We start from the raw sequence: 21975 nt of genomic DNA on the forward strand, positions 1-21975 counted from the left end.
GATTAAGGTTAGTTTTGGGCGCAACAAAAAATGTTTGGACATGAGCGCAAAAATCCTGAAAGACGAAATCTATGAGCAGGTAGAACTGATTTCAGAAGCCGGTAACGATTTTGCCGACGATGAGGAGTATGCTGCCGCCGCGGAAAAATTCAAAGAGGCGCTGCAACTGGTGCCGGAGCCTAAAACAGACTGGGAAGCTTCCACATGGCTGTATTCCAGTATTGGTAATATGTATTTTATGCTGGATGATTTTGAACAGGCCGGCGAATATTTTCAGCAGGCTATCATTTGCCCTGATGGAAAGATCAATTCATTTATACAGATGAGGCTGGGCCAGGTAGCGCTGGAGCAGCAGCAGGAAGACAAGGCGCTGGAGCACCTGCTGAAAGCCTACCGCCTGGGCGGCAAAAGCCTGTTTGCTGAAGAGGATACCAAATACCTTGCTTTCCTGGCCAAGCGGGTGAAATTGTAAACCTGAATAGTATGGTAAAAGCGGACGTATCACCGGTACGTCCGCTTTTTTATTTTAACGAAAAGATTTCTTTCTGCGCCTGCATTTCAACTCTCAAAAGACGCTTTTTCAGGATAACTGCCGGAATATCCGGACGGGCGGTTCGGCTTTGCGGAATTTTGCGCTTATTTTAGGCCATGTGTTTAGATGACCTCACGGGGAATATTTATATCGATTATGAAAAGAAGGAATTTTTTAGGCATGATGGCCATGAGTACCGGCGCAGCATTATCCGCCCCGCTGGCAGGTTTTACTCCTCCGGCAGATACTTCTGCTGAAACCGGCAATACTCCGCCTCCGGCGGGCAACCTGATGCAGGCGGACCTGGTAGTAGCCGGGGCCGGCTTGGGCGGCTGCGCGGCAGCTCTGGCGGCCCTGCGCAATAACCTCACTGTGATCATGACGGAAGAAACAGACTGGATAGGAGGGCAGCTCACCCAGCAAGGCGTTCCCCCAGACGAGCACAGCGCTATTGAAACGCACGGCGCCACGCAATTGTACCGCAATTTCAGAACGGCCATCCGCCAATACTACATTCGCCACTACCCGCTTACGGAAGCGGCTGCCCAACGGCCTCACCTGAACCCGGGAGACGGCGCGGTGTCTCGCCTCTGTCACGAGCCGAGAGCGGCGGTGGCAGTGCTGGAAGCCATGCTGGCGCCTTATATCAGCGCCGGCAAGCTGGTGCTGCTGCCCGAGCATAAAGTAAAAAAAGCTGCTGTATCCGGCAACCGTGTGCAGAGCCTGCAGGTAGTGAACCTGCGCAGCAAGCGGGAGTATACGCTGGCTGCACCATATTTTGCGGATGCCACGGAAACGGGAGAATTGCTGCCGTTGACGGGTACGGAATTTGTGACCGGCGCCGAATCAAAGAAGGACACCGGCGAGCTGCATGCGCAGGAAACGGCTAACCCGCGCAACCAGCAGGCGTTCACCGTTTGTTTTGCGATGGATTATGTACCGGGAGAGAATCACGTAATAGAAAAGCCGCGGGAGTATAACTTCTGGCGCAACCACGTTCCCGCGGTTACGCCCGCCTGGCCGGGCAAGCTGCTGGAGCTGCATTACCCCCGGCCTACCACCCTGAAGCCCACTAAGCTGGGTTTTCATCCGGAGGGTATCAAAACAGGCAGCATGCTCAACCTCTGGAACTACCGGCGCATCATCAGCAAGGAAAATTTTGTGCCCGGCGCCTACAAGGGAGACATCACCATCGTGAACTGGCCGCAGAATGATTACATGCTGGGCAACCTGGTAGGCGTGAGCGATAAGGAGTTTAACCAGCATGTTGAGCGCGCCAAACAGCTGAACTTGTCCCTGCTGTACTGGCTGCAAACGGAAGCGCCACGACCGGATGGTGGCAAAGGCTGGCCCGGGCTGCGCCTGCGGAAAGACATCATGGGCACGGAAGACGGGATGGCCAAATATCCATACATCCGCGAATCCCGCCGCATCAAGGCCGTTTTCACGGTGCTGGAAGAACATGTGGGCAGCCTCAACCGTGCGCAGGTAACCGGCCAGGCCACCGGCAACAAGGCAGCGGAGTTTTTTGACAGCGTAGGTGTGGGGCATTATAGCATAGACCTTCATCCCAGCAGCGCCGGCAATAACTATTTCCACCTTGACTGCCTGCGTTTCCAGATACCGCTGGGCGCGCTGCTGCCCGTGCGCATGGAAAACCTGTTGCCTGCCAATAAAAACATCGGCACTACCCACATCACCAACGGTTGCTACCGCCTCCACCCGGTGGAGTGGGGTATTGGGGAGGCTGCAGGCATGCTGGCCGCCTATGCGCTGGAAAAGAACGTGATTCCCCGCCGGGTGCGTGAAGACAGGGAGCTGCTGACGCAGTTCCAGCAACGGATCCGCTCCCAGGGTATTGAAACGGAATGGCGGCAACAGTAGCTGGAGGAGCGCCGCCGGCAATTATGCCCCTTTCGGGTAGAGAACGGAATGGTTGCCATTATTGCGCTTTGTTGGGCTGGCTGCGGTGCCCGGTCAAAGCCGGCACTGCCCTGCGCGTCAAAGTTGCATCCACCGGAAATCTGTATTATTTTAAAGCCCATGAAAAAAATTCCCGTTATGCTCATTATGCTGCTGCTGGCACAAGCCGCCGCCGCGCAGCAACCCCGTTTTATCAATGAGCCAGATTCAGGCTACCGCGGCATCTGGTACAGCATTGGCCCAACCGGTAACGAATATGCCTATAAATACGGCGGAGGCCTGGGCACGTACCCTTCCAATCACTACCCCTTTTCGGTGTATGCGCCTGCCGTTAATAAAACGTTTTTTTGTTATGGCGGCACAGATTCTTCCGGCAAAACCCTGTTGCATGAAGTGGGTTGTTTCGATCATGCTACCGGCATGGTATCACGCCCAACCGTGGTGATGGACAAAGCTACGGATGATGCGCACGATAACCCGGTGATACAGATAGACAGCAAAGGCTATATCTGGTTATTCTCCACCTCTCACGGCGTTACCCGCCCGTCTTTTGTATACCGCAGCAGCCAACCTTACAACATCAGCAGCTTTGAAAAGGTGCAGGCGTACAAGGGAGACCAGGTGATGGATAACTTCTCTTACCTGCAAATGTACTACCAGCCCGGGGATGGTTTCCTGGGTCTTTTCACCCATTATGAAACGCAGGCGCTGCGGTACGGCAAAAAGAACTGCCGCATTATTGCCTATATGACCAGCAAAGACGGCATACACTGGTCTCCCTGGAAAGACCTGGCCAATATGGAAGAAGGCCATTACCAGACAACCGGTCAGCAGGGCCGCCGGGTGGGCAGCGCGTTCAATCATCATCCCAATGTTCAGAAAGGCGCCGGGCTGGACTACCGTACCAACCTTTATTACCTGCAGACAAATGATTTCGGCCGTACATGGACAACCGCAGATGGCCGCCCCGCGGCCCTGCCGCTGCGCACGGGAGACACTTCCGCGCTGGTGAAAGACTATGCGTCTGAAGGCCTGAACGTATATATCAATGATGTGAACTTTGACGCAGCCGGCAACCCCGTGATCCTCTATGAAACCTCCCGCGGCCCCGCGCCCGGCCCGGTGAATGGCATGCGCCAGTGGTATACCGCCCACTGGAAGAACGGGCAGTGGCAGATATTGCCTTTTGCCGCGTCAGACAATAACTATGATATGGGCTCGCTGATAATAGAAAAAGGCGGCGTATGGCGGGTGATAGCTCCCACAACCGAGGGCCCGCAGGCGTACAACACCGGAGGGGAAATAGTGATGTGGGAAAGCAGGAATGAAGGAAAACGATGGACGTCCAAACAACTTACCCGCAACAGCACCCGCAATCATTCCTATCCCCGCCGCCCCGTGAACGCCCATGAAGGGTTCTATGCCTTTTGGGCAGACGGCCATGGCCGCCAGCCATCCGCATCCAGGCTGTATTTTTCAGACCGCAACGGCAACGTATATATGTTGCCGGAAAAGATGAGCAAGGAATGGGAGCGCCCCCGGCGCCTGAAACCCTGACCTGCAAAATATACCGGGTAAAAAATACCTGAACAACAGATGATTAACAGGGCTGCGGTCCATTCCCGGACATGCAGCCCTGTTTTATTTCTTAACCGTTTCATAATCTTCTCTTTACATTCCGGTTACGCTGCCGCCGTATTATTACGGCGGAATGTTCGTATCCAAATTCGCTGTAACAATATCTCATGCTAAAAGTAAAGCCCGGTATCTACCGGGCTTGCGCTTTATCAGAAATGATCATGATCGTTCTGGTCTGTCAGTATTTTTCTTTCCACCAGCGATTTATGGTACACAGAATGCTTCACATACCTGCGGGTAATGAAATAAGAAATAGCCGTTACGATCATGAGCGGGATGAACAGTTTGTACCCGCCTGAAATTTCCGCCAGCAAAAAAATGGCTGTGAGCGGGGCATGCATAACGCCCGCCAGTACTCCTGCCATGGCCGTAATAATGAAGTTGGGCGTATTGAGGTGATAAATGCCGGAAAGGTTGACGAGATAGGCAAAGAGGAACCCCGTAAGCCCGCCGGTGATCATGGATGGCGCAAAAATGCCTCCGTTGCCGCCCGCACTGATGGTAAGGCAGGAGCATACTACCTTGAATACCAGCAGCAGCACCGTCATTAAGACGATAGCCCAGGAATAGCTGCTGTATTGCTGCAGCAGGGAATGGGCGGTAAGGCTGTTGTAGTCTCCGCGGAGAAGGCTGGTAATAGTGGAGTACCCTTCCCCATAAAGGTTAGGCAAAAGGAAAATAAGCACGCACAAGGGCACGCCGGCAATCAGCCAGGTTTTCCAGTTCATGGTCTTTTTTTCGAAATATCCTTCAATGTAGTCTACAGAACGGGTGATGTATACAGATACCAGGCCGCAAAAAATACCCAGCAGAATGTAAAACGGTATGGCTGGTATGCTCCAGCTTTCGCTGGCCACAAACATAAACTTGCCGGGATAGAGCAATTGCGAAACAACGGTGGCGGTAGCCGTGGAGATCAGGAGGGGAATAAAGAAAGGAATGCTGAAATCCAGCAGGAAGATCTCCAGCACAAAAATGATACCTGCAAAGGGGCTGTTAAATACGGCGGCAATGCCGCTGGCGGTGCCGCAGGCCAGCAGCAGAACAGTGTCCTTTTCGGAGAGGCGGAGATCATGGCCGGTGTTGGAGCCAATGGCCGCGCCGGTGGCCACAATGGGCGCTTCCAGGCCTACGCTGCCGCCAAAGGCCACTGTAATGGCACTGGTAAGAATATGGCCGTAGGTATGCCGCTTCTCAATGCGGCCTTTGTTGGTAATGATGTTATGTATAATGAAACCTACGCCCCGGTTCAGCCTGTGCCTGAAAAAACGGGTGAGCAGGAGCAGGGAAATACCGGTGCCTATGAGCGGGAGCGTGGCAGACAACCAGTTGCTGTTCATCCAGTTGTTCATCACATCTACCCTGTGCTCGAAGAACTGTACGGTTATTTTCAGCAAAACCGCTGCTACGGCGGCTATTACGCCAACAATAAAGCTGAGGATGATGAGAAAATTGCGGTGAGACGTATATTTTGTTCTATACCGCCCTATCTTCACCAATAGCCTGTAGAACCTGTTTCCCGTTACTTCCATGGCCCGAAAATAGGGAATCCGCTATAAAACGGTTTTACAGGGAATAAAAAACCCGGCAGCTGTGCAGCGCCGGGTTCCGGAAAGATTTCTAAATGCATGTTACTGGTAAGTTTTGAACACCACCTTGTCTACCACCACGCCCAGCTTTTTCAGGCCGCTGTTATCTGAGCGGAATTTCTTTTCGCCGGTAAACTGGTCATAGAGCTTGGGGTCTCCGCTGTTAATGGCGCGGAAGAGGATCTGCACGCCTTTTTTATCCATGGCGCCGCCTTCCCAGCTGTCTACAATGCCGCCGTTGGTCCATTCAAAGCCGTTCACCCTGAAGGCCCGGGCATTTACCTTGTTTACCTTATCTATCGGGTCTCCGGGTTTGATGCCGAAGGGCGATTTCCATTTGGAGCGTTCATGCGTGAAGGTGATGGTTTTGGAAGAGTCTGCGTTGAAGATCACCTGCATTTCATTGTCAGTATCAGGGTATACGTACCAGGCCTTGCCGGTGTAGTTGCCGTCCAGGTCAGTGGCATCCCTGAGCTCTACGTTCTCTTTTCCGTACAGGGCCTGCAGGTCATCAGGCCTGGTCATCGCAAATACGCTGCGAACTTCCCAGTTGCGGGTATCTTCTACCGGCGCTGCGGCCGCGGGAACGTTGCCCTGGGCGGCCGGTGCTGACGCGGGCTGGGTAGCGCCGGCAGGCGTTTCTGTGGTGGCGTTAGCCACTACGCCGGGCTGGTTGGCGGGCGGGGCCACCATTACGGAAGTAACGGCCGGAATGGCGCCTATGCGCAGCAGTTCAGCCTTTTCATCCTGCAGTGCTTTGGTTTCCCCCTTATTCTTGTTTACGATATAAGTGGCCAGCGGGAACACGTTGCCGGATTTCACGTCCATATTGCGCAGGTTGGCAATCAGGGTCTGCCGGTTGCAGTCACTGTACTGGTACAGGAACTTCAGCGCAGCATCCAGGGCGGCGGGGTCTTTTCCCAATTCCATCATGGTTTTGTCTACTTCCAGTCCACCGGAGCCAGATCTGCTCATTTGTTCCGTCACAAACACCAGCGCCGGGTCATTGCGGAGCTGGAACTTTGCGGCCATCTTTGCAGAAATGTCTTCCACCGCAGACTCAGACAGCGTTTGGGCGCCGGCAGCCAGCGGCAGGGCAAATAACAGGAATAACAGGAACCGTTTCATGTAAGATCGATTTATAACTGGATGTATATAACGTACATCATTCTCACTAAATTATGCAATATTCCCCATTCTGCTGCAAATAGCAGGCCAGCCGCTGTTTTTCCCAATTGCGTAAATCAAATTTCCGATTGGAGTTGCCGTCCCTGCCGCGGGCCTTTACTTTTACCGCAAAAAAAAAGATGCACTACAGATCGATGATGATGGCGGTGCTGCTGGTCCTGGCCGGCCTCCGCGTATCCGCCCACGCTCTCTGGATTGAGACCAGCCCCACCGGCAAGAAAGGACAGCCGCAGGAAGTAAGGGTTTTCTGGGGCGAATTTGCAGATAAGGACATTTCCCCGCTGGACAAATGGTTCTCCGACACCAAATCTTACAAACTCTCGGTTATTACGCCTGATAAAAAAGTGATACCGCTCACTTCCGCCCCCGGAACAGACCACTATAAAGCGTTCTTTACGCCTGAATCTGACGGTGTGTATACGGTGGTGATGATCCACTCTGTAAAAGACCTTTACCATGGCAGCCGGCTGGATTATCATGCCAGCGCCGCCGTTGTGGTGGGCAATAACGCCGCCGCTGCCGCTTCCGCCAATGCCAACCCGCTGAAAGTGGAAACGCCCGCCCGCCATACCTATAAAGTGAATGAAAGCATCAACCTGGGCGTGCTGGCAGACCAGGCGCCCGCCAAATCAAGTGAAGTAGAGGTGGTTGCACCCAACGGCTGGATCAAAAAGCTGTATACAGACAGCACCGGCACTACTACCTTCACGCCCCTCTGGCCCGGCCGTTATATGGTTGAAGTAGCCAAAACAGAGAAAAAAGCCGGTGATCACAACGGCAAGCCCTATGAGGCTATCTGGCGTTGTGCTACTTACTGCATTGAAGTAGTTGAAAAATAGCTCATACAGGAATTAGAGAGGGCTGACCATTTTTTGGGTCAGCCCTTTTTTGTTATCTCAGGAGGGCCGTGGCGCACCACAGCAGCGGCGCCTGTCCGTGCATATCCCCCGTAAGGCGTTTTCTGTCAAGGTAATACTGGTGATCGTTTTTCATATTGGTGCCTTCGCAAACATCGCTGATGTCTCCGTCTTCATTAATGTAGGTGATCAGCTTCAGCCAGGCTTTCCTGGCGGCAGGGCCGTACACTTTCTTGTCCAGCCAGCCGTTTTTTACGCCGGTGATCATGGCATAGGTGAACATACCGGTACAGGAAGTTTCAGGCCATGACTGCGGGTCGTCTACCAGCTGCCGCCACATGCCGTCTTCCGCCTGGTATTTGAGCAGGCTGGCCATCATGGTCTGGTAAGCTTTCAGAATGCGGGGACGGTTGGGGTTGTCTTCCGGCACAGAGCGCAGCAGCTCGCTCATGCCTGCCGCCATCCAGCCATTGCCGCGTCCCCAGAAGAAAGGAGCGTTGGGGGCATGGTAAAAAAGACCGTTGGGTTTTTGCAGCGAATCAAGGTAGAACACCATTTCGTTGGCCGCCTTATCTATATAAGACCGGTCTCCGGTGGCGCGGGTGGCCTGTGACTGAACTGCCGTGATCATGAACATGTCATCTATCCACAGCCGGGTTTGCCAGGTATAGCCTTTGGCGTAGAAGCGGCGGGAATCGTCTGTTACCCGCTTGCCTTCCGGCGGGCCCCATTGTTTGTCTGCAAACCGTTTCCCGATGGCCAGGTAACGCGCATCTTTGGTTTGCTGGTACAGTTCCAGGGGTACAGCGCCGAACACGGTGTAGTCCACATGGTCCGGTACAGGGACCAGTGTATCCCGGGCGCCGAACAGCGGCTCAAAACGGGCCGCCAGCTGCTGCAACAGGGCTTTGTTGCCGCTCTCTTTTGCAAAGGTCAGAGAGCCGTACCAGGCGCAGGTTTCCGGATACGTGATAACCCTGGGCGGGGTAGGGCGGCCGAAATTAGGGTGCGGGGAGGCCACAAACCGGCTGGCAATGCGCTGCCCTATTTCCTGCGGCGTAGCGCCTTTAGGGAATTTGGTGAGGTCTCCGGACTGGGCGTGGCCATTGCCGGCAGACAGCAGCAAGCAAGCCACTGCCAGCCCCTGAAGGAATGATGTAGTTTTCATATCGTGAAATCATGGAATTTTAAAGAACCAAGTTATGCAAACGTTTGCGTTAATCCAAACCGTATAATGATATACGCCGGTGCGTAGAAATACGCATTGTTGTAAATCAGCGGTTGTACTGGTGTCATTATGAAAACCGGCCACTAATTTTGCGACAGCTAGTCTGAATAATTAAACTGTTTGTTATCCCGCTCCCTTTAGTGAATGCGCATTCCCCGATGCGCATTTTTTTTATTCCCCCGGCTGCCGTATTCCGCGCTATAGTGAGTTTTTCCGGTCCATTTGCTAATTTTAGGGATGCGCTATCTGTTTTTCCTCTGCTGCCTTTTCTGCAGCTTCTCATCCAACGCCCAGTTCTTTAAAAAGGGAGACCGTGTTTGTTTTGTCGGTAATAGCATTACCCATAACGGAGATTACTGGCACAATGTTCAACTGTATTACAGCACCCGTTATCCGCAACTGGGCGTGCAGTTCTTCAACTGCGGCATTTCCGGAGATGTGACAGGGGGCATTCTGCGGCGTATGGACCACGACATCCTGGTACACCGCCCCACCTGGGCTGTGATCATGATAGGCATGAACGACGTGAACCGGCCGCTGTATGATGCCAAACGGAAAAATGAAGCCGGCATACGTGAAAAACAGCAGGCGGCGCTGGCCACCTATCGCAAAAACCTCGACAGTATTATACGCATCTTCCTGGCAAAGAATATCCGCGTGGTGTTGCAAACACCGTCCATTTATGACCAGACCTCAAAAATGGCCGGCAACAACCTCCGCGGCGTAAATGATGCATTGAAAGTATGCGCTGGCTATGCCAGGGAATTTGCCGGGCGGGATAGCCTGCTGGTGGTAGACTACTGGGGCATGCTCACCAAACTGAACGCGGAAGTACAGGCAACAGACAGCACAGCCACCCTCATCGGGAAAGACCGCGTGCATCCGGGTGGGGTAGGGCACCTGCTGATGGCCTGGGAGTTCCTGAAAACCATTAAAGCGCCGGCTACCGTGGCCAATATAGTGGCAGACCGGGATGTGAAGAGCAGCCAGGCCAAAAGCCAGCAATGCACCATTTCGGATTTTTCCCGCAAAGACGGGCAGATACAGTTCACCGCCCTCGAAAAAGCCCTGCCGTTCCCCATCCGGGAAGACCAGTTGAAGGCAACTGAACTGGTACCTTTTGTGGACAATCTCAACCGGGAGATCTTGAAGTTCAATTACCTGGTACCGGGAAATTATGTGCTGGCCATAGATGACGTGGAAATTGGCCGTTTCTTTTCCGGGGAGCTGGAAAGGGGCATCAACCTGGCCACCGTACAGCAGACACCGCAATACCAGCAGGCCCTGAAAGTGCAGGCGCTGCTACAGAAGCGCTGGCAGCTGGAAGCCCAGCTCAGGGCGCTCCGGCTGATAGAGCATCGTTATATCAATACACTGCCGGGTAACGAAAACATTGAAACTGTGCGCCGGTTCTACGATACGGCGCATGCGCAGAAGCCTGATTCGGATTATGTAAAAAAGATGTTCGTCACTTATCTTGACAGCAAGCCCAAAGAGGCGCAGATCAGGCAGCAGTGGGAACGGTCGCTGGACTCTTTGCCGGCGCTAAGCAAGCCCAGACCGCACCGCTACTTGCTGAAAAAGGGTTGAGACCATTCAGTTGCGTATACCGTCACTTCCGGGCATCGTTCACCTCTATCCAATACCCGTCAGGGTCTTGCAGGTAGATCTGTTTCACCCCGTCTACCCGCAGAGTGATCTTTTTCTTTTCCCCTGCCCAGTTCATATATTCCATGCCGGCTTTTTCCAGCCGTTCAATAAACGCTTCCACGGAAGGCACGCTGAAGCAGATGTGGGTATTACGGTCTCCCCGGTGCGGAGCTTTGGCGCCGGCAATCAGGTGCAGGTGGCTAACAGGGCCTACGGCAAACCAGGTATGTTTGCCGTCATGAAAGGGCTCCGGGATAGTGTCCAGTCCCAGCAGGTCACGGTAAAAGCCGGTAGCCTTCCCCAGGTCTTGCACATAGAGGGCCAGGTGGTTCAGCACGGGACGGGCTGATGTTTGCGCCTGCGCGGAAACAGCGGTAGCGCCGCAGCAGAATAAAATGAGCAGGAAAAACGTTTTCATGACATACAAGATACAGCGCCGGTTTTAATTGAACAATCCCGGCAACAAGCTGTTGGTATTGACGTCCTGCTCTCCCCATATCCATTCCGGCACCTTTAAACCACATATCATGAAAAACCTGCTACTTGCCTGCCTTTGCGTTATGGCCGTTTTCAGCGCCTGCAACAGTAATGACGACACGCCGGCCCTGCCCGTTGCCAAACTCCAGATCACCCATGCCTCACCCGGTACCGGCGGGCTGGACCTTGGAATGGACGGTCTGCGCATCAACAACCTGCCTTTCAACTACCTGGCCAACACCGGCTACCTGGATGCCTACACCGGGCAGCGCCAGTTCCAGGCCAACCTGGCCGGCACCAGTACCAGCGTGGTAAACCAGCGTATTCAGCTGCAGGAAGACCACCGTTATACCATGTTTGTGTATGACACAGGCTCCCGCGTGAAAGGGTTGTTTGTGGAAGATGTGTTCCCGGCAGTGGAAGCCGGCAAGGCGCATATCAGGTTTTTCCATTTTACGCCAGACGCCCCTGCAGTTACCATCGGGTATGTAAAAGACGGGGCCTTTACCCCCATTTTCCCCAACCGCTCCTTTGAAACGCCGGAGAGCGGCGTGGCCAACCAGGGTTTTACGGCGGTAGCCGCCAGTACCTATACCATTGAGGTAAGAAGGGCCTCAGATGACTCCCTGGTGTTCACCCGGCCGGGCGTTACCCTCACGGAAGGAAAAATATACACGGTGTACGCCAAAGGTCTGATAGGCTCGCAGGCAACGCCGCTGGGGGCGGAGATGGTCATTAACCGCTAACCGGCTATTTCCTGTTATATAGCGGCATTCTCCGGGGCAGGTGCAGGGGAATGATGAGCAGGATAGACATACAGAATGCCCCGGCTATAAAAAGAATAGCGCTCCGGAGCCCGGCCGAGGGCGTGCCGCCCGCTGCGCGGACATCTACCATTTCATCAAACCAGGCCAGTGAAAAATAAAGGGAAAGGAACAGCATGAGCAGCCCCACCGTCATGCGGGCGTATGTACGCCTGATGAAGAGCAGTGCCAGGAAGAGGACAAGCATGGCTGGCGCTATAATGTTATTATGAAATTCAAAGAATATACATAACGCAAGGAAAATGAAATACAAGCATGGCAGGTAATGCTTAAAAATGGTTCCTGTTTTCATGGGGTCGGGATTAATACTGTAATTTATGCCGCTTATACCACTTTTCCTATAGCATTTTTGTGCCTATTTTTGTTGAATGAGTGCACCTGTACATATGTAGGCATTTCCGGCAATAGCCGATTTCCCAACACAATTGCAAAAATAATAGTGGCTAAATGGCTAATTTCGCCGCACAATTCAGTTAATATACTCTATGGCAAACAGCTTGTATGAATTTGGAATGATCGGCCTGGGCGTAATGGGGCGCAATCTCCTGCTCAATATGGCAGACCATGGTTTTGCCGTGATCGGGTTTGATAAAGACACCGAAAAGGCACAGGCCCTTGAAACTTCGGCATCTGCCGGCACCCGCGTAAAAGGGGTGGTATCGCTGGAAGAAATGATCAGCCAGCTGCAGAAGCCCCGCCGGGTAATGATGCTGGTGCCCGCCGGCAAACCGGTAGATGACGTGCTGGCATCTCTCCGCCCGTTGCTGGAGCCGGGGGATATTGTGATTGACGGGGGCAACTCCCATTTTACGGATACCCTTCGCCGCGTGTCTTCCATGAAAGATGCCGGGTTCCATTTTATGGGCGTGGGCGTTTCCGGCGGCGAACAAGGGGCCCGTACCGGCCCCAGCATTATGCCGGGGGGTGACCAGGAGGCCTATGCGCATGTAAAACCCATGCTGGAAGCCATTTCTGCCAAAGTGAACGGGGAGCCCTGCGTGGCGTACCTTGGCAAAGGTGCTGCCGGCCACTACGTTAAGATGGTGCACAACGGTATAGAGTATGCCATCATGCAGCTGATCAGCGAAAGCTACCGCCTGCTGAAAGCCGTCGGTCTCAACAATGACCAGCTGCACCAGGTATACAAGGAATGGAACGAAGGGGAAATGCAGTCTTTCCTGCTGGAGATCACTGCAGACATCTTCCTCCAGAATGACGATAAATCAGGCCAGCGCCTCATTGATGTCATCTCTGACAAGGCTGGCTCCAAAGGCACGGGTAAATGGACGTCTCAGGAGGCCATGGACCTGGGCGTGCCTGCTACCGTCATTGATACTGCCGTAGCCATGCGTACCATCTCCGCTTTCAAAGAGGAAAGGGTAGAAGCGGCAAAGGTGTACGAAGAGCCTAAAATACCGGTTTCGGCCGAAACGAAGCTGTTCATATCCCAGGTGAAAGATGCCTTGCAATTTGCCACCATTATGTGTTACGCGCAAGGCATGGCCATGCTGTACAACGCTTCCACCGCTCACCAGATGGACATTCCCCTGCCGGAAGCCGTGAAGGTTTGGCGTGGCGGCTGCATCATCCGCTCTGCCCTGCTGGGTACCTTCTACTCCGCGCTCAAACAGGCGCCGGAGCTGCCCAACCTGCTGCTCAACAAGGCGGTGGCAGACATCGTGAAAAGCAAGGAGCATAACACCCGCGCCGTAGTGGTACAGGCGGCACAGGCCGGCCTGCCAGCAGCAGGGTTCATGGCGGCGTTGTCTTATTTCGATGCCTACCGCAACGAAAAACTGCCCACCAACCTGGTACAGGCACAGCGGGACTATTTCGGCGCCCATACATATCAGCGTATAGACATGCCCGGTAGCTTCCATACTTCCTGGCAACACCATTCATAATTTTTGATTTTTTATGCAACATCATAAACGCCCGCCTGCCTCCATTCTCTTTATCTTCGGCGGCAGCGGGGACCTGAACTACCGCAAGCTGACACCGGCGCTGTATAATCTTTTCCTGGACGAGTGGATGCCGGAGCAATTTGCCATAGTAGGCATCGGACGTACAGAGTACAGCGCGGAAAACTACCGCGCCCATTTACAGGAAGGCATTTCCAAGTTCAGCCGCCGCAAGGCGGAGGCCAACGGCCACTACAAGGAGTTTTTCGAACATGTGAACTACCTGCAGCTGGACGCGGGCGATATCGAATCCTACCAGCGCATAGCAGAGTACGTACAAACAAAGGAACAGGAATGGGGCACTCATCCCAACGTGATCTTCTACCTGGCCGTAGCCCCGCAGCTGGTGCCTTCCATTGCGCAGGAGCTGGGTACGCTCAACCTCTGTAAAGACAAGAGCACCACCCGCATTGTGATCGAAAAACCTTTCGGCCACGACCTTGCCAGCGCGCATGAGCTGAACGACCTGCTGGCCGGCCTTTTTGCTGAAGAGCAGATATTCCGCATAGATCACTACCTGGGCAAGGAAACGGTACAGAATATCCTGGCGCTCCGCTTTGCCAACGCTCTTTTTGAGCCGGTATGGAACCGCCATTATATAGATCACATCCAGATCACGGCGGCGGAAAGTGTTGGACTGGAAGGTCGCGGCGGATATTACGAGCACTCCGGCGCCCTGCGTGACATGGTGCAGAACCATATTCTGCAGCTGATGTGTATGGTAGCCATGGAAGCCCCTGTTTCTTTCGACGCTAACGAGATCCGCAATAAAAAGGTGGACGTGCTCAACGCCATCCGCCCCATCAAAAAAGAAGACGTGCATGAGAACGCCGTGCGCGGCCAGTATGGCGCCGGCTGGATGAAAGGCAAGCAGGTAACAGGCTACCGCGAAGAAAAAGGCGTAGACCCGGTTTCCAACACGGAAACATATGCCGCCGTCAAGTTTTATGTAGATAACTGGCGCTGGCAGGGCGTACCGTTTTATGTGCGTACCGGCAAACTGATGCATCAGAAATCCACCCACATCACCATACAGTTCAAAGACGCCCCCACTTTCGCCTTCCCTTCGGAAGCCGCGGAATCCTGGCGCTCCAACCGCCTCACCATCAGCATACAGCCTGAAATGGACATCCGCATCCGCTTCCAGGCCAAACGTCCGGGCCAGACCATGACGCTTGACCCTGTGAATATGACCTTCAACTATGAAGGCTCTGATGATCATACCCCCGAAGCGTATGAAACGCTGCTGCTGGACGTGATGGAAGGTGATGCCACGCTCTTCATGCGGGCAGACCAGGTAGAGGCGGCTTGGAAAGTGATCATGCCCATCCTGGAAACATGGGAGCACCGCAGCCCGCAAGATTTCCCGAACTATGTACCGGACTCATGGGGGCCTGAAGATGCTGATGCGCTCATTGCGCGGGACGGCCATTCATGGATCAACCTGCCGCCGGCGAAATAACATTTTTTCTAACCTGTAATTCAACTCATGGAACTGCATGTAGCAAAAGACCCGCAGCAACTCAGCGAAAACCTGGCCGCTTTTATCAGCCAGCAGATACAGGACGTGCTGCAGCAACAGGACCGGTTCACGTTTGCCCTCTCCGGCGGCAATACCCCCAAGGCATTATACGCCCTGCTGGCAAAGGAACCTTATGTGAATATGATAGACTGGCAGAAAGTGCATTTTTTCTGGGGCGATGAAAGGGCCGTGCCTTTTGAGGACGCCCGTAACAACGCCCGCATGGCTTATGACGTACTGCTGGACAAGGTGGGCGCCCTGCCGGAAAACATCCATGTGATGCGCACAGACATTGAGCCGGAAGCCGCGGCCGCCGAATACGAAAAAACGCTTCACCGTTATTTTGACGGTAAACAATATACGTTTGACCTGGTGTTGCTGGGAATGGGAGATGACGGGCATACCCTCTCGCTGTTTCCCGGCCTGCCTATTGTACATGAGCGCAAAGCCTGGGCAAAAGCCTTCTGGCTGGAAGCACAGAACATGTACCGTATTACCCTCACGGCCCCTGTTACCAACCTGGCCCGTTGCGTGGTGTTCATGGCCACCGGCGCCGGCAAGGCGCTCACGCTCAAAAGCGTGATAGACGGCGCCCCCGACCCCGACCGTTTCCCCTCCCAGCTTATCCGACCGGAAAATGGCGAGCTGCACTGGTTTGTAGATGAAGCGGCGGCGGAGGCGTTGCAGGTGTAAACGAAAAAAGCAACCGCCTGATAATAGACCGAATTTAGAAGAAGTCTTATGGTACATCACCATAAGACTTTTTTTACCCCTGAGCATTTTGCCTCCCCCGGTATGTTGCCTTGCAAGGTCAAACGCATGCAGCGCCCCGCTCCACTTCCCCGGAATTTCTCTAACTTTAGCACAGCAGGCCCCCCTGAGGCCGCCTGCGGGCACTAACCAATTTATAATTCCTAACTCATTGTTATCATTGAAGATCCTCGTTCTTTTCGCCCATCCGGCCTTTGAACGGTCGCGCATACACGCCCGGCTGCTGCGGGCAGCAGCTACTGTGCAGGACGTCACCATCCGTGACCTCTACCAGGTCTACCCTGACTTTGACGTGTCTCCCCAGGCCGAACAACCTATCGTGGAGCAGCATGATGTGATCATTTTCCAGCACCCTTTTTACTGGTACAGCGGCCCTGCGCTCATTAAACAGTGGATGGACCTGGTGCTGGAGCACGGCTGGGCCTATGGTAAAAACGGCACCCGCCTGCAGGGAAAACGGATGATGAACGTACTGTCTATGGCGGGCAATGAGCAGGCGTACAGCACGGAGGGGCATCACGGCCACCCGGTGAACGCTTTCCTGCTGCCTTTTGAACAGACGGCCCGTCTTTGTTACATGCAGTATCTGCCTCCTTTTGTGGTGCATAGTTCCAATACCCTCAATGACCAGCAATTGAATGAACATGCCAACCGCTACATACAACTGCTGGAACAACTGAAAATGAACACAGCCGCTTTGATCGTTAACCCGCAGCCAGATCCATCAGGCCATTCCTAATTCTAATTCGCAATTAACTATGTCTAACGAATCATTCTTCTATCAGGCGCTAGTTTATCTCGCTACCATGGTAGTCTTTGTGCCCCTGGCCAAAAAGCTGAACCTGGGCTCCGTGCTGGGTTACCTTATGGGTGGCATCATTATAGGGCCGGCGCTGCTGGGGCTTATCGGGCATGGCGGGGAAGACCTGATGCATTTTGCGGAGTTCGGGGTGGTGATGATGCTTTTCCTGATTGGCCTTGAGCTGGAACCGTCCCTGCTCTGGAAATTGCGGGCGCCTATTCTGGGTCTTGGAGGTCTGCAGGTAGTGGTTACGGCCGTGGCGGTAGCGGGCCTGGGCATAGCTTTCGGCTTGCCATGGAACCAGGCGCTGGTGCTGGGTATGATCCTTTCCCTTTCTTCTACGGCCATAGTGCTGCAAATATTGAATGAAAAAGGGCAGATGGGCTCTGCCGCGGGACAAAGCGCTTTTTCCGTGCTGCTTTTCCAGGATGTGGCGGTGATACCCATGCTGGCTATTTTCCCGCTCCTGGGCCCGGCGGGAGCCGCGGGTACGGTAGAAGACGGGCAGTCTCTCATAGCGCACCAGCCCGCCTGGGTGAAAACCCTGGTGGTGTTCGGCGCTGTGTCTGCCCTGGTGGTAGGAGGGCGTTATATCGTGAAGCCCATCCTGCATATTGTGGCCCGCACGCGGCTGCGGGAGCTGTTTACGGCATCTGCCCTGCTGCTGGTAGTGGCTATTGCCGTACTGATGACGCTGGTGGGCCTGAGCCCTGCGCTGGGCGCTTTCCTGGGCGGGGTGGTACTGGCCAACAGCGAGTACCGGCATGAGCTGGAGAGTGACATTGAGCCTTTTAAAGGCCTGCTGCTGGGGCTGTTTTTTATTGGTGTGGGCGCTACCATCAACTTCGGGCTCATTGTAGAGCAACCCTGGCTCATTGCCGGCCTGGTGGCCGGCGTTTTAGTGGTGAAGTTCCTGGTGCTGGCGGGATTGGGGAAACTGTTCCGCCTTAGCGGGGAGCAAAACCTGTTGTTCGCCTTTGCATTGCCGCAGGTAGGTGAGTTCGCTTTTGTGCTGTTCTCCTTTTCCGAAGAGTCCAAACTGCTGCCGCCGGCGCTGGTAGACATTATGACGGCCGTGGTGGCCATTACCATGGCGCTTACGCCCTTGCTGATGCTGGTATATGACAAGGTGATTGTGCCGCGCTTCGGCTGCACGGCCAACCGCGAAGAGCGGGAGCCGGATGCCATAGACGAAAAGAACCCCGTCATCATTGCCGGCTTTGACCACTTCGGTACGGTGGTAGGCCGTTTTCTGCGCGCCAGCGGTGTTCATGCTACCGTGCTTGACCTTGATTCTGACCGGGTAGACCTCTTGCGGCAGATGGGGCTGAAAGTGTACTATGGTGATGCGGCGCGCGCAGACATGCTGAAGTCTGCGGGAGCAGAACAGGCGCGCCTGATCGTGATCGCCATGGCTACGCCCGAGAAGAACCTGGAGGTGGTAGATACCGTAAAAAAACATTACCCGCACCTGCAAATGCTGGTAAGGGCCACGCAGAACGCTGATGCCTTTGATCTCATGAACGCGGGCGTGCTGCATATTTACCGGGAAACAGTAGACACTTCCCTGCGCCTGGCGGCTGATGTGCTGGAAATGCTGGGCCGCCGCGCCTACCAGTCACAACGCGCGGCGCGCATGTTCCGGCGCTTTGACGAGAAATCGCTGAAAGGGCTGGCGGCTTACCGTGACGACAAGCAGTACGTCAACATAGCGCGGGAAAGAATGGAGGAGCTGCAAAAGCTCATACAGGCAGATGCATATACCAACATGCTGATCCGCGACGGCGGATGGGACAAGGAGAACGCTGAAGAAAGGAATTGATCAATGCTGCGGTGCGGCGGGCGGCGGGTTCTTCCTGCCCTCTTCCTCCAGCTGCGCCAGCTTCTTTTTACCGTACGCCAGCCGGGTGATCAGCACATACAATACCGGCACGCTGAAAATGGCCAGCAAGGTGGCTGCCAGCATGCCGCCTATTACTGTGAAACCGATGTTGACCCTTGCGGCAGCGCCCGCGCCTTTGGCCAGTGCCAGCGGCAATACCCCCAGGATGAACGCAAAGGAGGTCATCAGGATGGGCCTGAAACGCAGGCTCACCGCCTCCAGGGTGGCCTGGATCAGCGGCATGCCTTTGTCTACGCGTTCTTTACAGAACTCTACGATCAATATGGCGTTTTTGGCAGATAACCCTATCAGCGTGATCAAACCGATCTGCGAATAAACGCTGTTTGCCTGGCCGGTGAGCCACAGGGCAATAATAGACCCGAACAGGGCTACCGGTACGGCCAGCAGTACAGAGAATGGGACAGACCAACTTTCATATAATGCAGTGAGCAACAGGAATACGAACAGGATAGACAAGGCAAAGATCATGGTGCTTTTATTGCCGGCCTCTATTTCCTGCTTGGAAATATTAGACCATTCATACCCGAAGTTAGCGGGCAGCACTTCTTTGGAAACTTCTTCCATGGCCTTGATGGCGTCACCGCTGCTGAAGCCGGGGTTGCTGGTGCCGCTGATCTCCGCGGAGCGGTACAGGTTGAAGTGGTTGATAACCGGTGCGCCTGCGCCCAGCTTGGTTTTAATGAGAGAGCTGAGGGGTACCATTTCACCGTTCTGGTTGCGTACATGGTAAAAGCTCAGATCGTTAACCGTTTGGCGGAAGCTGCTGTCTGCCTGCAATACCACGCGGAAGCTGCGCCCGAAACGGGTAAAGTCGTTCACATACATACCGCCCAGGAAGGTTTGCAGGGCATTGAACACATCGTTTACCGCCACGCCCATCTGTTTGCAGCGCTCGCGGTCTACTTCCACGTTAAACTCCGGTGTAGTAGCGCTGAAGAACGCATAGGCCCTGGCTATTTCCGGGCGCTTGTTGGCGGCCACCAGCAGGTTTTGCAATACCTTGGAAAACTCGGCCACGTCTGTACCGCTGCGCTGCTCCAGCACATAGGTGAAGCCCGTGGAGGTACCCATGCCGCGCAGGGTGGGAGAAGGCAGCGCCAGGGCCGTGGCCTCCGTGATCTGCGCCAGCTTCATCTGTATGCGGCCGGATACGGTGTTGATATCGTCTCCATACGCAAGCCGCTCGTCCCAGGGTTTAAGGTTCACGAAGAACGTGGCGGAGTTGGGCTTGATGGCATTAGCCACGAAATTGATGCCGGATACGCCCATAAAGTGGGCTACGGAAGTGTCTGCCAGCAATATGTTGTTGATGCGCTCTACTACTTCACGTGTGCGTACGGAAGAAGATGCGTCAGGCAGCTCCACTACCAGGAACAGGGCGCCCATATCTTCCTGCGGCACAAAGGTGGTGGGCACCTTCTTGAACAGCGCAAACGCGGCGCCGAACAGGATGCCCAGCAATATCAGTACAAAGGCCGTTTGTTTGATGGCACGGCGTACGCCATGGGTATATCTTTCCGTGAAGCGGGTAAACCACTTGTTGAACTTGTAATGCAGCTTGTTGATACCCCTGGAGTTCTCATCCAGCCGGCTGGGGCGCAGCACCACGGCACAAAGGGCCGGTGTAAGCGAGAGCGCCAGGAATGCGGACAGTATTACAGAGAACGCAATGGTCAACGCAAACTGCTGGTACAACTTGCCGCTCACGCCGGGAATGAACGCCACGGGCACAAACACCGCGGCCAGTATCAGCCCGATGGCAATTACCGGCGCCTGTACCTCCGTCATGGCCTTGTACGTGGCCTCCAGCGGGTTCATGCCGTTCACGTCAATATGGTGCTGCACGGCCTCTACCACCACAATGGCATCGTCTACCACTATCCCGATGGCCAGCACAAAGCCGAACAACGTAAGGGTGTTGATGGAAAAACCCAGCAGCGTAAAGAAGATGAACGTGCCTATCAGCGAAACGGGAATTACCAATACCGGTACCAGCGTAGCCCGCCAGCTTTGGAGGAAGAGGTACACCACCAGTATTACCAGTATCATGGCCTCAACAAAGGTCTGTATTACCTCGTTGATGGATATTTTTACGAAAGAGACGGTTTCAAAAGGCACCAGCCAGTTCACATCTTCCGGGAAGGACCGGGCCAGCTCCTTGAACTTGGTTTCCACCCTTTCCGCCACGTCAAGCGCATTGGCGCCGGGCGCCAGGTAAATGGCCATACCGGTACCGTTTTTCCCGTCTGGCTTCACTTCCACGGCATAGGAGAAAGAGCCGAGCTGCTGCCGGGAAATATCCTGGAGCCGTACCAGCGAACCGGTTTGCGGGTTGGTGGCCACAATGATGTTGCCAAATTCTTCCGCCGTGAGCAGGCGGCCTTTCACTTTTACGGTGTATTCAAATGCTTGCCCCTTTTTGGCCGGCGGCGCGCCGATGATGCCTGCCGGGGCTTGTGTGTTCTGCTCCTGTATGGCGCGGGCCACGTCTGCCGCGGTGATGTTGAGCGCGGCCATCTTGTCCGGGTTCAGCCAGATGCGCATGCTGTAGTCTTGCGAAAAGGCGTTCACGTCGCCTACGCCAGGTACGCGCAATATTTCAGGCCTTACGTAGATATTGAGGTAGTTGTTGAGAAATTCGGAGTTGTGGGTGCCGTTGGGAGAATTAAGGGCCACCACCATCAACATGTCGTTAGACCGTTTTTTGGTGGTTACGCCTACCCTGCGCACATCGTCTGGTACGGAAGGCAGCGCAAAGTTCACACGGTTTTGTACGTCCAGCGCCGAAATATCCGGGTTGGTGCCTATTTCAAAGGTAACGGTGATGCTCATGGAGCCGTCGTTAGCGCTTACGGACTGTATGTACATGGCGCCGGGCGTACCGTTCACCTGGTTCTCAATGGGCGTGGTGACCGTTTCTTCTACCGTTGTGGAGTTGGCGCCGATGTAATTGGCCCTCACGTCAACAACGGGCGGGGCAATATCCGGCAGCTGGGCAATGGGCAGGTTGATCATACAGATCAAACCTACAATCACCAAAATGACCGCAATAACAATAGTAGTATTTTTCCTTTCTATGAACGTTTTTGAGATCATGCTGCCCTGCTGTT

General features: G+C 54.3%; 17 protein-coding genes. 11 read left to right on the forward strand and 6 right to left on the reverse strand.

Going from position 1 to position 21975, the window contains the following annotated elements; genetic code table 11:
• Positions 1-40 precede the first annotated feature (40 nt).
• From ABDW36_RS07475 to ABDW36_RS07485, 3 genes are all read left to right on the forward strand, one after another.
• A complete protein-coding gene (locus tag ABDW36_RS07475; protein WP_343701257.1) occupies positions 41-472 on the forward strand; it encodes a tetratricopeptide repeat protein in 432 nt (143 codons plus the stop codon).
• Positions 473-688: 216 nt separating this feature from the next.
• Complete coding sequence (locus ABDW36_RS07480; RefSeq protein WP_343701258.1) at positions 689-2416, forward strand: FAD-dependent oxidoreductase; 1728 nt, start codon at positions 689-691, stop codon at positions 2414-2416.
• 177 nt (positions 2417-2593) lie between these two features.
• Positions 2594-4012 (forward strand): BNR-4 repeat-containing protein, encoded by a 1419-nt coding sequence (locus tag ABDW36_RS07485; RefSeq protein WP_343701259.1) that lies wholly within the window; start codon positions 2594-2596, stop codon positions 4010-4012.
• Positions 4013-4242: 230 nt separating this feature from the next.
• Here the strand turns inward: ABDW36_RS07485 and ABDW36_RS07490 are convergent, their stop codons facing one another.
• Together ABDW36_RS07490 and ABDW36_RS07495 are read right to left on the reverse strand one after the other, a co-directional pair.
• Positions 4243-5625, reverse strand: coding sequence for a chloride channel protein (locus ABDW36_RS07490; RefSeq protein ID WP_343701260.1), 1383 nt, complete (start codon positions 5623-5625; stop codon positions 4243-4245).
• Between the two features lie 99 nt (positions 5626-5724).
• Positions 5725-6810, reverse strand: a complete 1086-nt coding sequence (locus ABDW36_RS07495) for a hypothetical protein (RefSeq protein ID WP_343701261.1) — start codon at positions 6808-6810, stop codon at positions 5725-5727.
• 179 nt (positions 6811-6989) lie between these two features.
• Between ABDW36_RS07495 and ABDW36_RS07500 the strand changes: the two genes are divergently transcribed.
• The gene (locus ABDW36_RS07500) at positions 6990-7709 is read left to right on the forward strand and encodes a DUF4198 domain-containing protein (protein ID WP_343701262.1); all 720 of its coding nucleotides are present in this window, start codon (positions 6990-6992) and stop codon (positions 7707-7709) included.
• A 52-nt stretch (positions 7710-7761) separates the two neighbouring features.
• On the opposite strand, the gene ABDW36_RS07505 is transcribed toward ABDW36_RS07500, so the two are convergent.
• Positions 7762-8895: a glycoside hydrolase family 88 protein gene (locus ABDW36_RS07505; protein ID WP_343701263.1), complete on the reverse strand. Its 1134-nt coding sequence runs from the start codon at positions 8893-8895 to the stop codon at positions 7762-7764.
• A gap of 297 nt (positions 8896-9192) precedes the next feature.
• On the opposite strand from ABDW36_RS07505, the gene ABDW36_RS07510 reads away from it, so the two are divergent.
• Positions 9193-10545 (forward strand): SGNH/GDSL hydrolase family protein, encoded by a 1353-nt coding sequence (locus tag ABDW36_RS07510; RefSeq protein ID WP_343701264.1) that lies wholly within the window; start codon positions 9193-9195, stop codon positions 10543-10545.
• Positions 10546-10567: 22 nt separating this feature from the next.
• On the opposite strand, the gene ABDW36_RS07515 is transcribed toward ABDW36_RS07510, so the two are convergent.
• Positions 10568-11023 carry a VOC family protein gene (locus tag ABDW36_RS07515; RefSeq protein WP_343701265.1) on the reverse strand — a complete coding sequence of 152 codons (456 nt, stop codon included), beginning with the start codon at positions 11021-11023 and terminating at the stop codon, positions 10568-10570.
• Between the two features lie 109 nt (positions 11024-11132).
• On the opposite strand from ABDW36_RS07515, the gene ABDW36_RS07520 reads away from it, so the two are divergent.
• Positions 11133-11828, forward strand: coding sequence for a DUF4397 domain-containing protein (locus tag ABDW36_RS07520; RefSeq protein WP_343701266.1), 696 nt, complete (start codon positions 11133-11135; stop codon positions 11826-11828).
• Positions 11829-11832: 4 nt separating this feature from the next.
• Here ABDW36_RS07520 and ABDW36_RS07525 read toward each other — a convergent pair whose 3' ends face one another.
• The gene (locus ABDW36_RS07525; RefSeq protein WP_343701267.1) at positions 11833-12093 is read right to left on the reverse strand and encodes a hypothetical protein; all 261 of its coding nucleotides are present in this window, start codon (positions 12091-12093) and stop codon (positions 11833-11835) included.
• A gap of 298 nt (positions 12094-12391) precedes the next feature.
• On the opposite strand from ABDW36_RS07525, the gene gndA reads away from it, so the two are divergent.
• The 5 genes from gndA to ABDW36_RS07550 all read left to right on the forward strand — a co-directional run bounded on the left by gndA (position 12392) and on the right by ABDW36_RS07550 (position 18784).
• Entirely contained in the window at positions 12392-13810 is a 1419-nt protein-coding gene (gndA, locus tag ABDW36_RS07530; RefSeq protein ID WP_343701268.1) for an NADP-dependent phosphogluconate dehydrogenase, read from the forward strand.
• A 13-nt stretch (positions 13811-13823) separates the two neighbouring features.
• Positions 13824-15329 carry a glucose-6-phosphate dehydrogenase gene (zwf, locus tag ABDW36_RS07535; protein ID WP_343701269.1) on the forward strand — a complete coding sequence of 502 codons (1506 nt, stop codon included), beginning with the start codon at positions 13824-13826 and terminating at the stop codon, positions 15327-15329.
• 27 nt (positions 15330-15356) lie between these two features.
• The gene (gene pgl, locus ABDW36_RS07540) at positions 15357-16082 is read left to right on the forward strand and encodes a 6-phosphogluconolactonase (RefSeq protein WP_343701270.1); all 726 of its coding nucleotides are present in this window, start codon (positions 15357-15359) and stop codon (positions 16080-16082) included.
• A gap of 238 nt (positions 16083-16320) precedes the next feature.
• Positions 16321-16899: an NAD(P)H-dependent oxidoreductase gene (locus tag ABDW36_RS07545; protein ID WP_343701271.1), complete on the forward strand. Its 579-nt coding sequence runs from the start codon at positions 16321-16323 to the stop codon at positions 16897-16899.
• A 19-nt stretch (positions 16900-16918) separates the two neighbouring features.
• Positions 16919-18784 carry a monovalent cation:proton antiporter-2 (CPA2) family protein gene (locus ABDW36_RS07550; protein WP_343701272.1) on the forward strand — a complete coding sequence of 622 codons (1866 nt, stop codon included), beginning with the start codon at positions 16919-16921 and terminating at the stop codon, positions 18782-18784.
• On the opposite strand, the gene ABDW36_RS07555 is transcribed toward ABDW36_RS07550, so the two are convergent.
• Positions 18785-21961, reverse strand: coding sequence for a multidrug efflux RND transporter permease subunit (locus ABDW36_RS07555; RefSeq protein ID WP_343701273.1), 3177 nt, complete (start codon positions 21959-21961; stop codon positions 18785-18787). It abuts the gene before it with no gap.
• Positions 21962-21975: the final 14 nt, after the last annotated feature.

The organism is Chitinophaga sp. (assembly GCF_039596455.1).
GTDB lineage: Bacteria > Bacteroidota > Bacteroidia > Chitinophagales > Chitinophagaceae > Chitinophaga.

Coding starts and splice junctions, on each gene's coding strand:
- ABDW36_RS07555 (WP_343701273.1), bottom strand. CDS start 21,961: ATGATCTCAAAAACGTTCATAGAAAGGAAAAATACTACTATTGTTATT.
- ABDW36_RS07510 (WP_343701264.1), top strand. CDS start 9,193: ATGCGCTATCTGTTTTTCCTCTGCTGCCTTTTCTGCAGCTTCTCATCC.
- ABDW36_RS07505 (WP_343701263.1), bottom strand. CDS start 8,895: ATGAAAACTACATCATTCCTTCAGGGGCTGGCAGTGGCTTGCTTGCTG.
- ABDW36_RS07550 (WP_343701272.1), top strand. CDS start 16,919: ATGTCTAACGAATCATTCTTCTATCAGGCGCTAGTTTATCTCGCTACC.
- ABDW36_RS07480 (WP_343701258.1), top strand. CDS start 689: ATGAAAAGAAGGAATTTTTTAGGCATGATGGCCATGAGTACCGGCGCA.
- gndA (WP_343701268.1), top strand. CDS start 12,392: ATGGCAAACAGCTTGTATGAATTTGGAATGATCGGCCTGGGCGTAATG.
- ABDW36_RS07500 (WP_343701262.1), top strand. CDS start 6,990: ATGCACTACAGATCGATGATGATGGCGGTGCTGCTGGTCCTGGCCGGC.
- ABDW36_RS07485 (WP_343701259.1), top strand. CDS start 2,594: ATGCTCATTATGCTGCTGCTGGCACAAGCCGCCGCCGCGCAGCAACCC.
- ABDW36_RS07490 (WP_343701260.1), bottom strand. CDS start 5,625: ATGGAAGTAACGGGAAACAGGTTCTACAGGCTATTGGTGAAGATAGGG.
- ABDW36_RS07525 (WP_343701267.1), bottom strand. CDS start 12,093: ATGCTTGTCCTCTTCCTGGCACTGCTCTTCATCAGGCGTACATACGCC.
- ABDW36_RS07520 (WP_343701266.1), top strand. CDS start 11,133: ATGAAAAACCTGCTACTTGCCTGCCTTTGCGTTATGGCCGTTTTCAGC.
- ABDW36_RS07515 (WP_343701265.1), bottom strand. CDS start 11,023: ATGAAAACGTTTTTCCTGCTCATTTTATTCTGCTGCGGCGCTACCGCT.
- zwf (WP_343701269.1), top strand. CDS start 13,824: ATGCAACATCATAAACGCCCGCCTGCCTCCATTCTCTTTATCTTCGGC.
- ABDW36_RS07495 (WP_343701261.1), bottom strand. CDS start 6,810: ATGAAACGGTTCCTGTTATTCCTGTTATTTGCCCTGCCGCTGGCTGCC.
- pgl (WP_343701270.1), top strand. CDS start 15,357: ATGGAACTGCATGTAGCAAAAGACCCGCAGCAACTCAGCGAAAACCTG.
- ABDW36_RS07475 (WP_343701257.1), top strand. CDS start 41: ATGAGCGCAAAAATCCTGAAAGACGAAATCTATGAGCAGGTAGAACTG.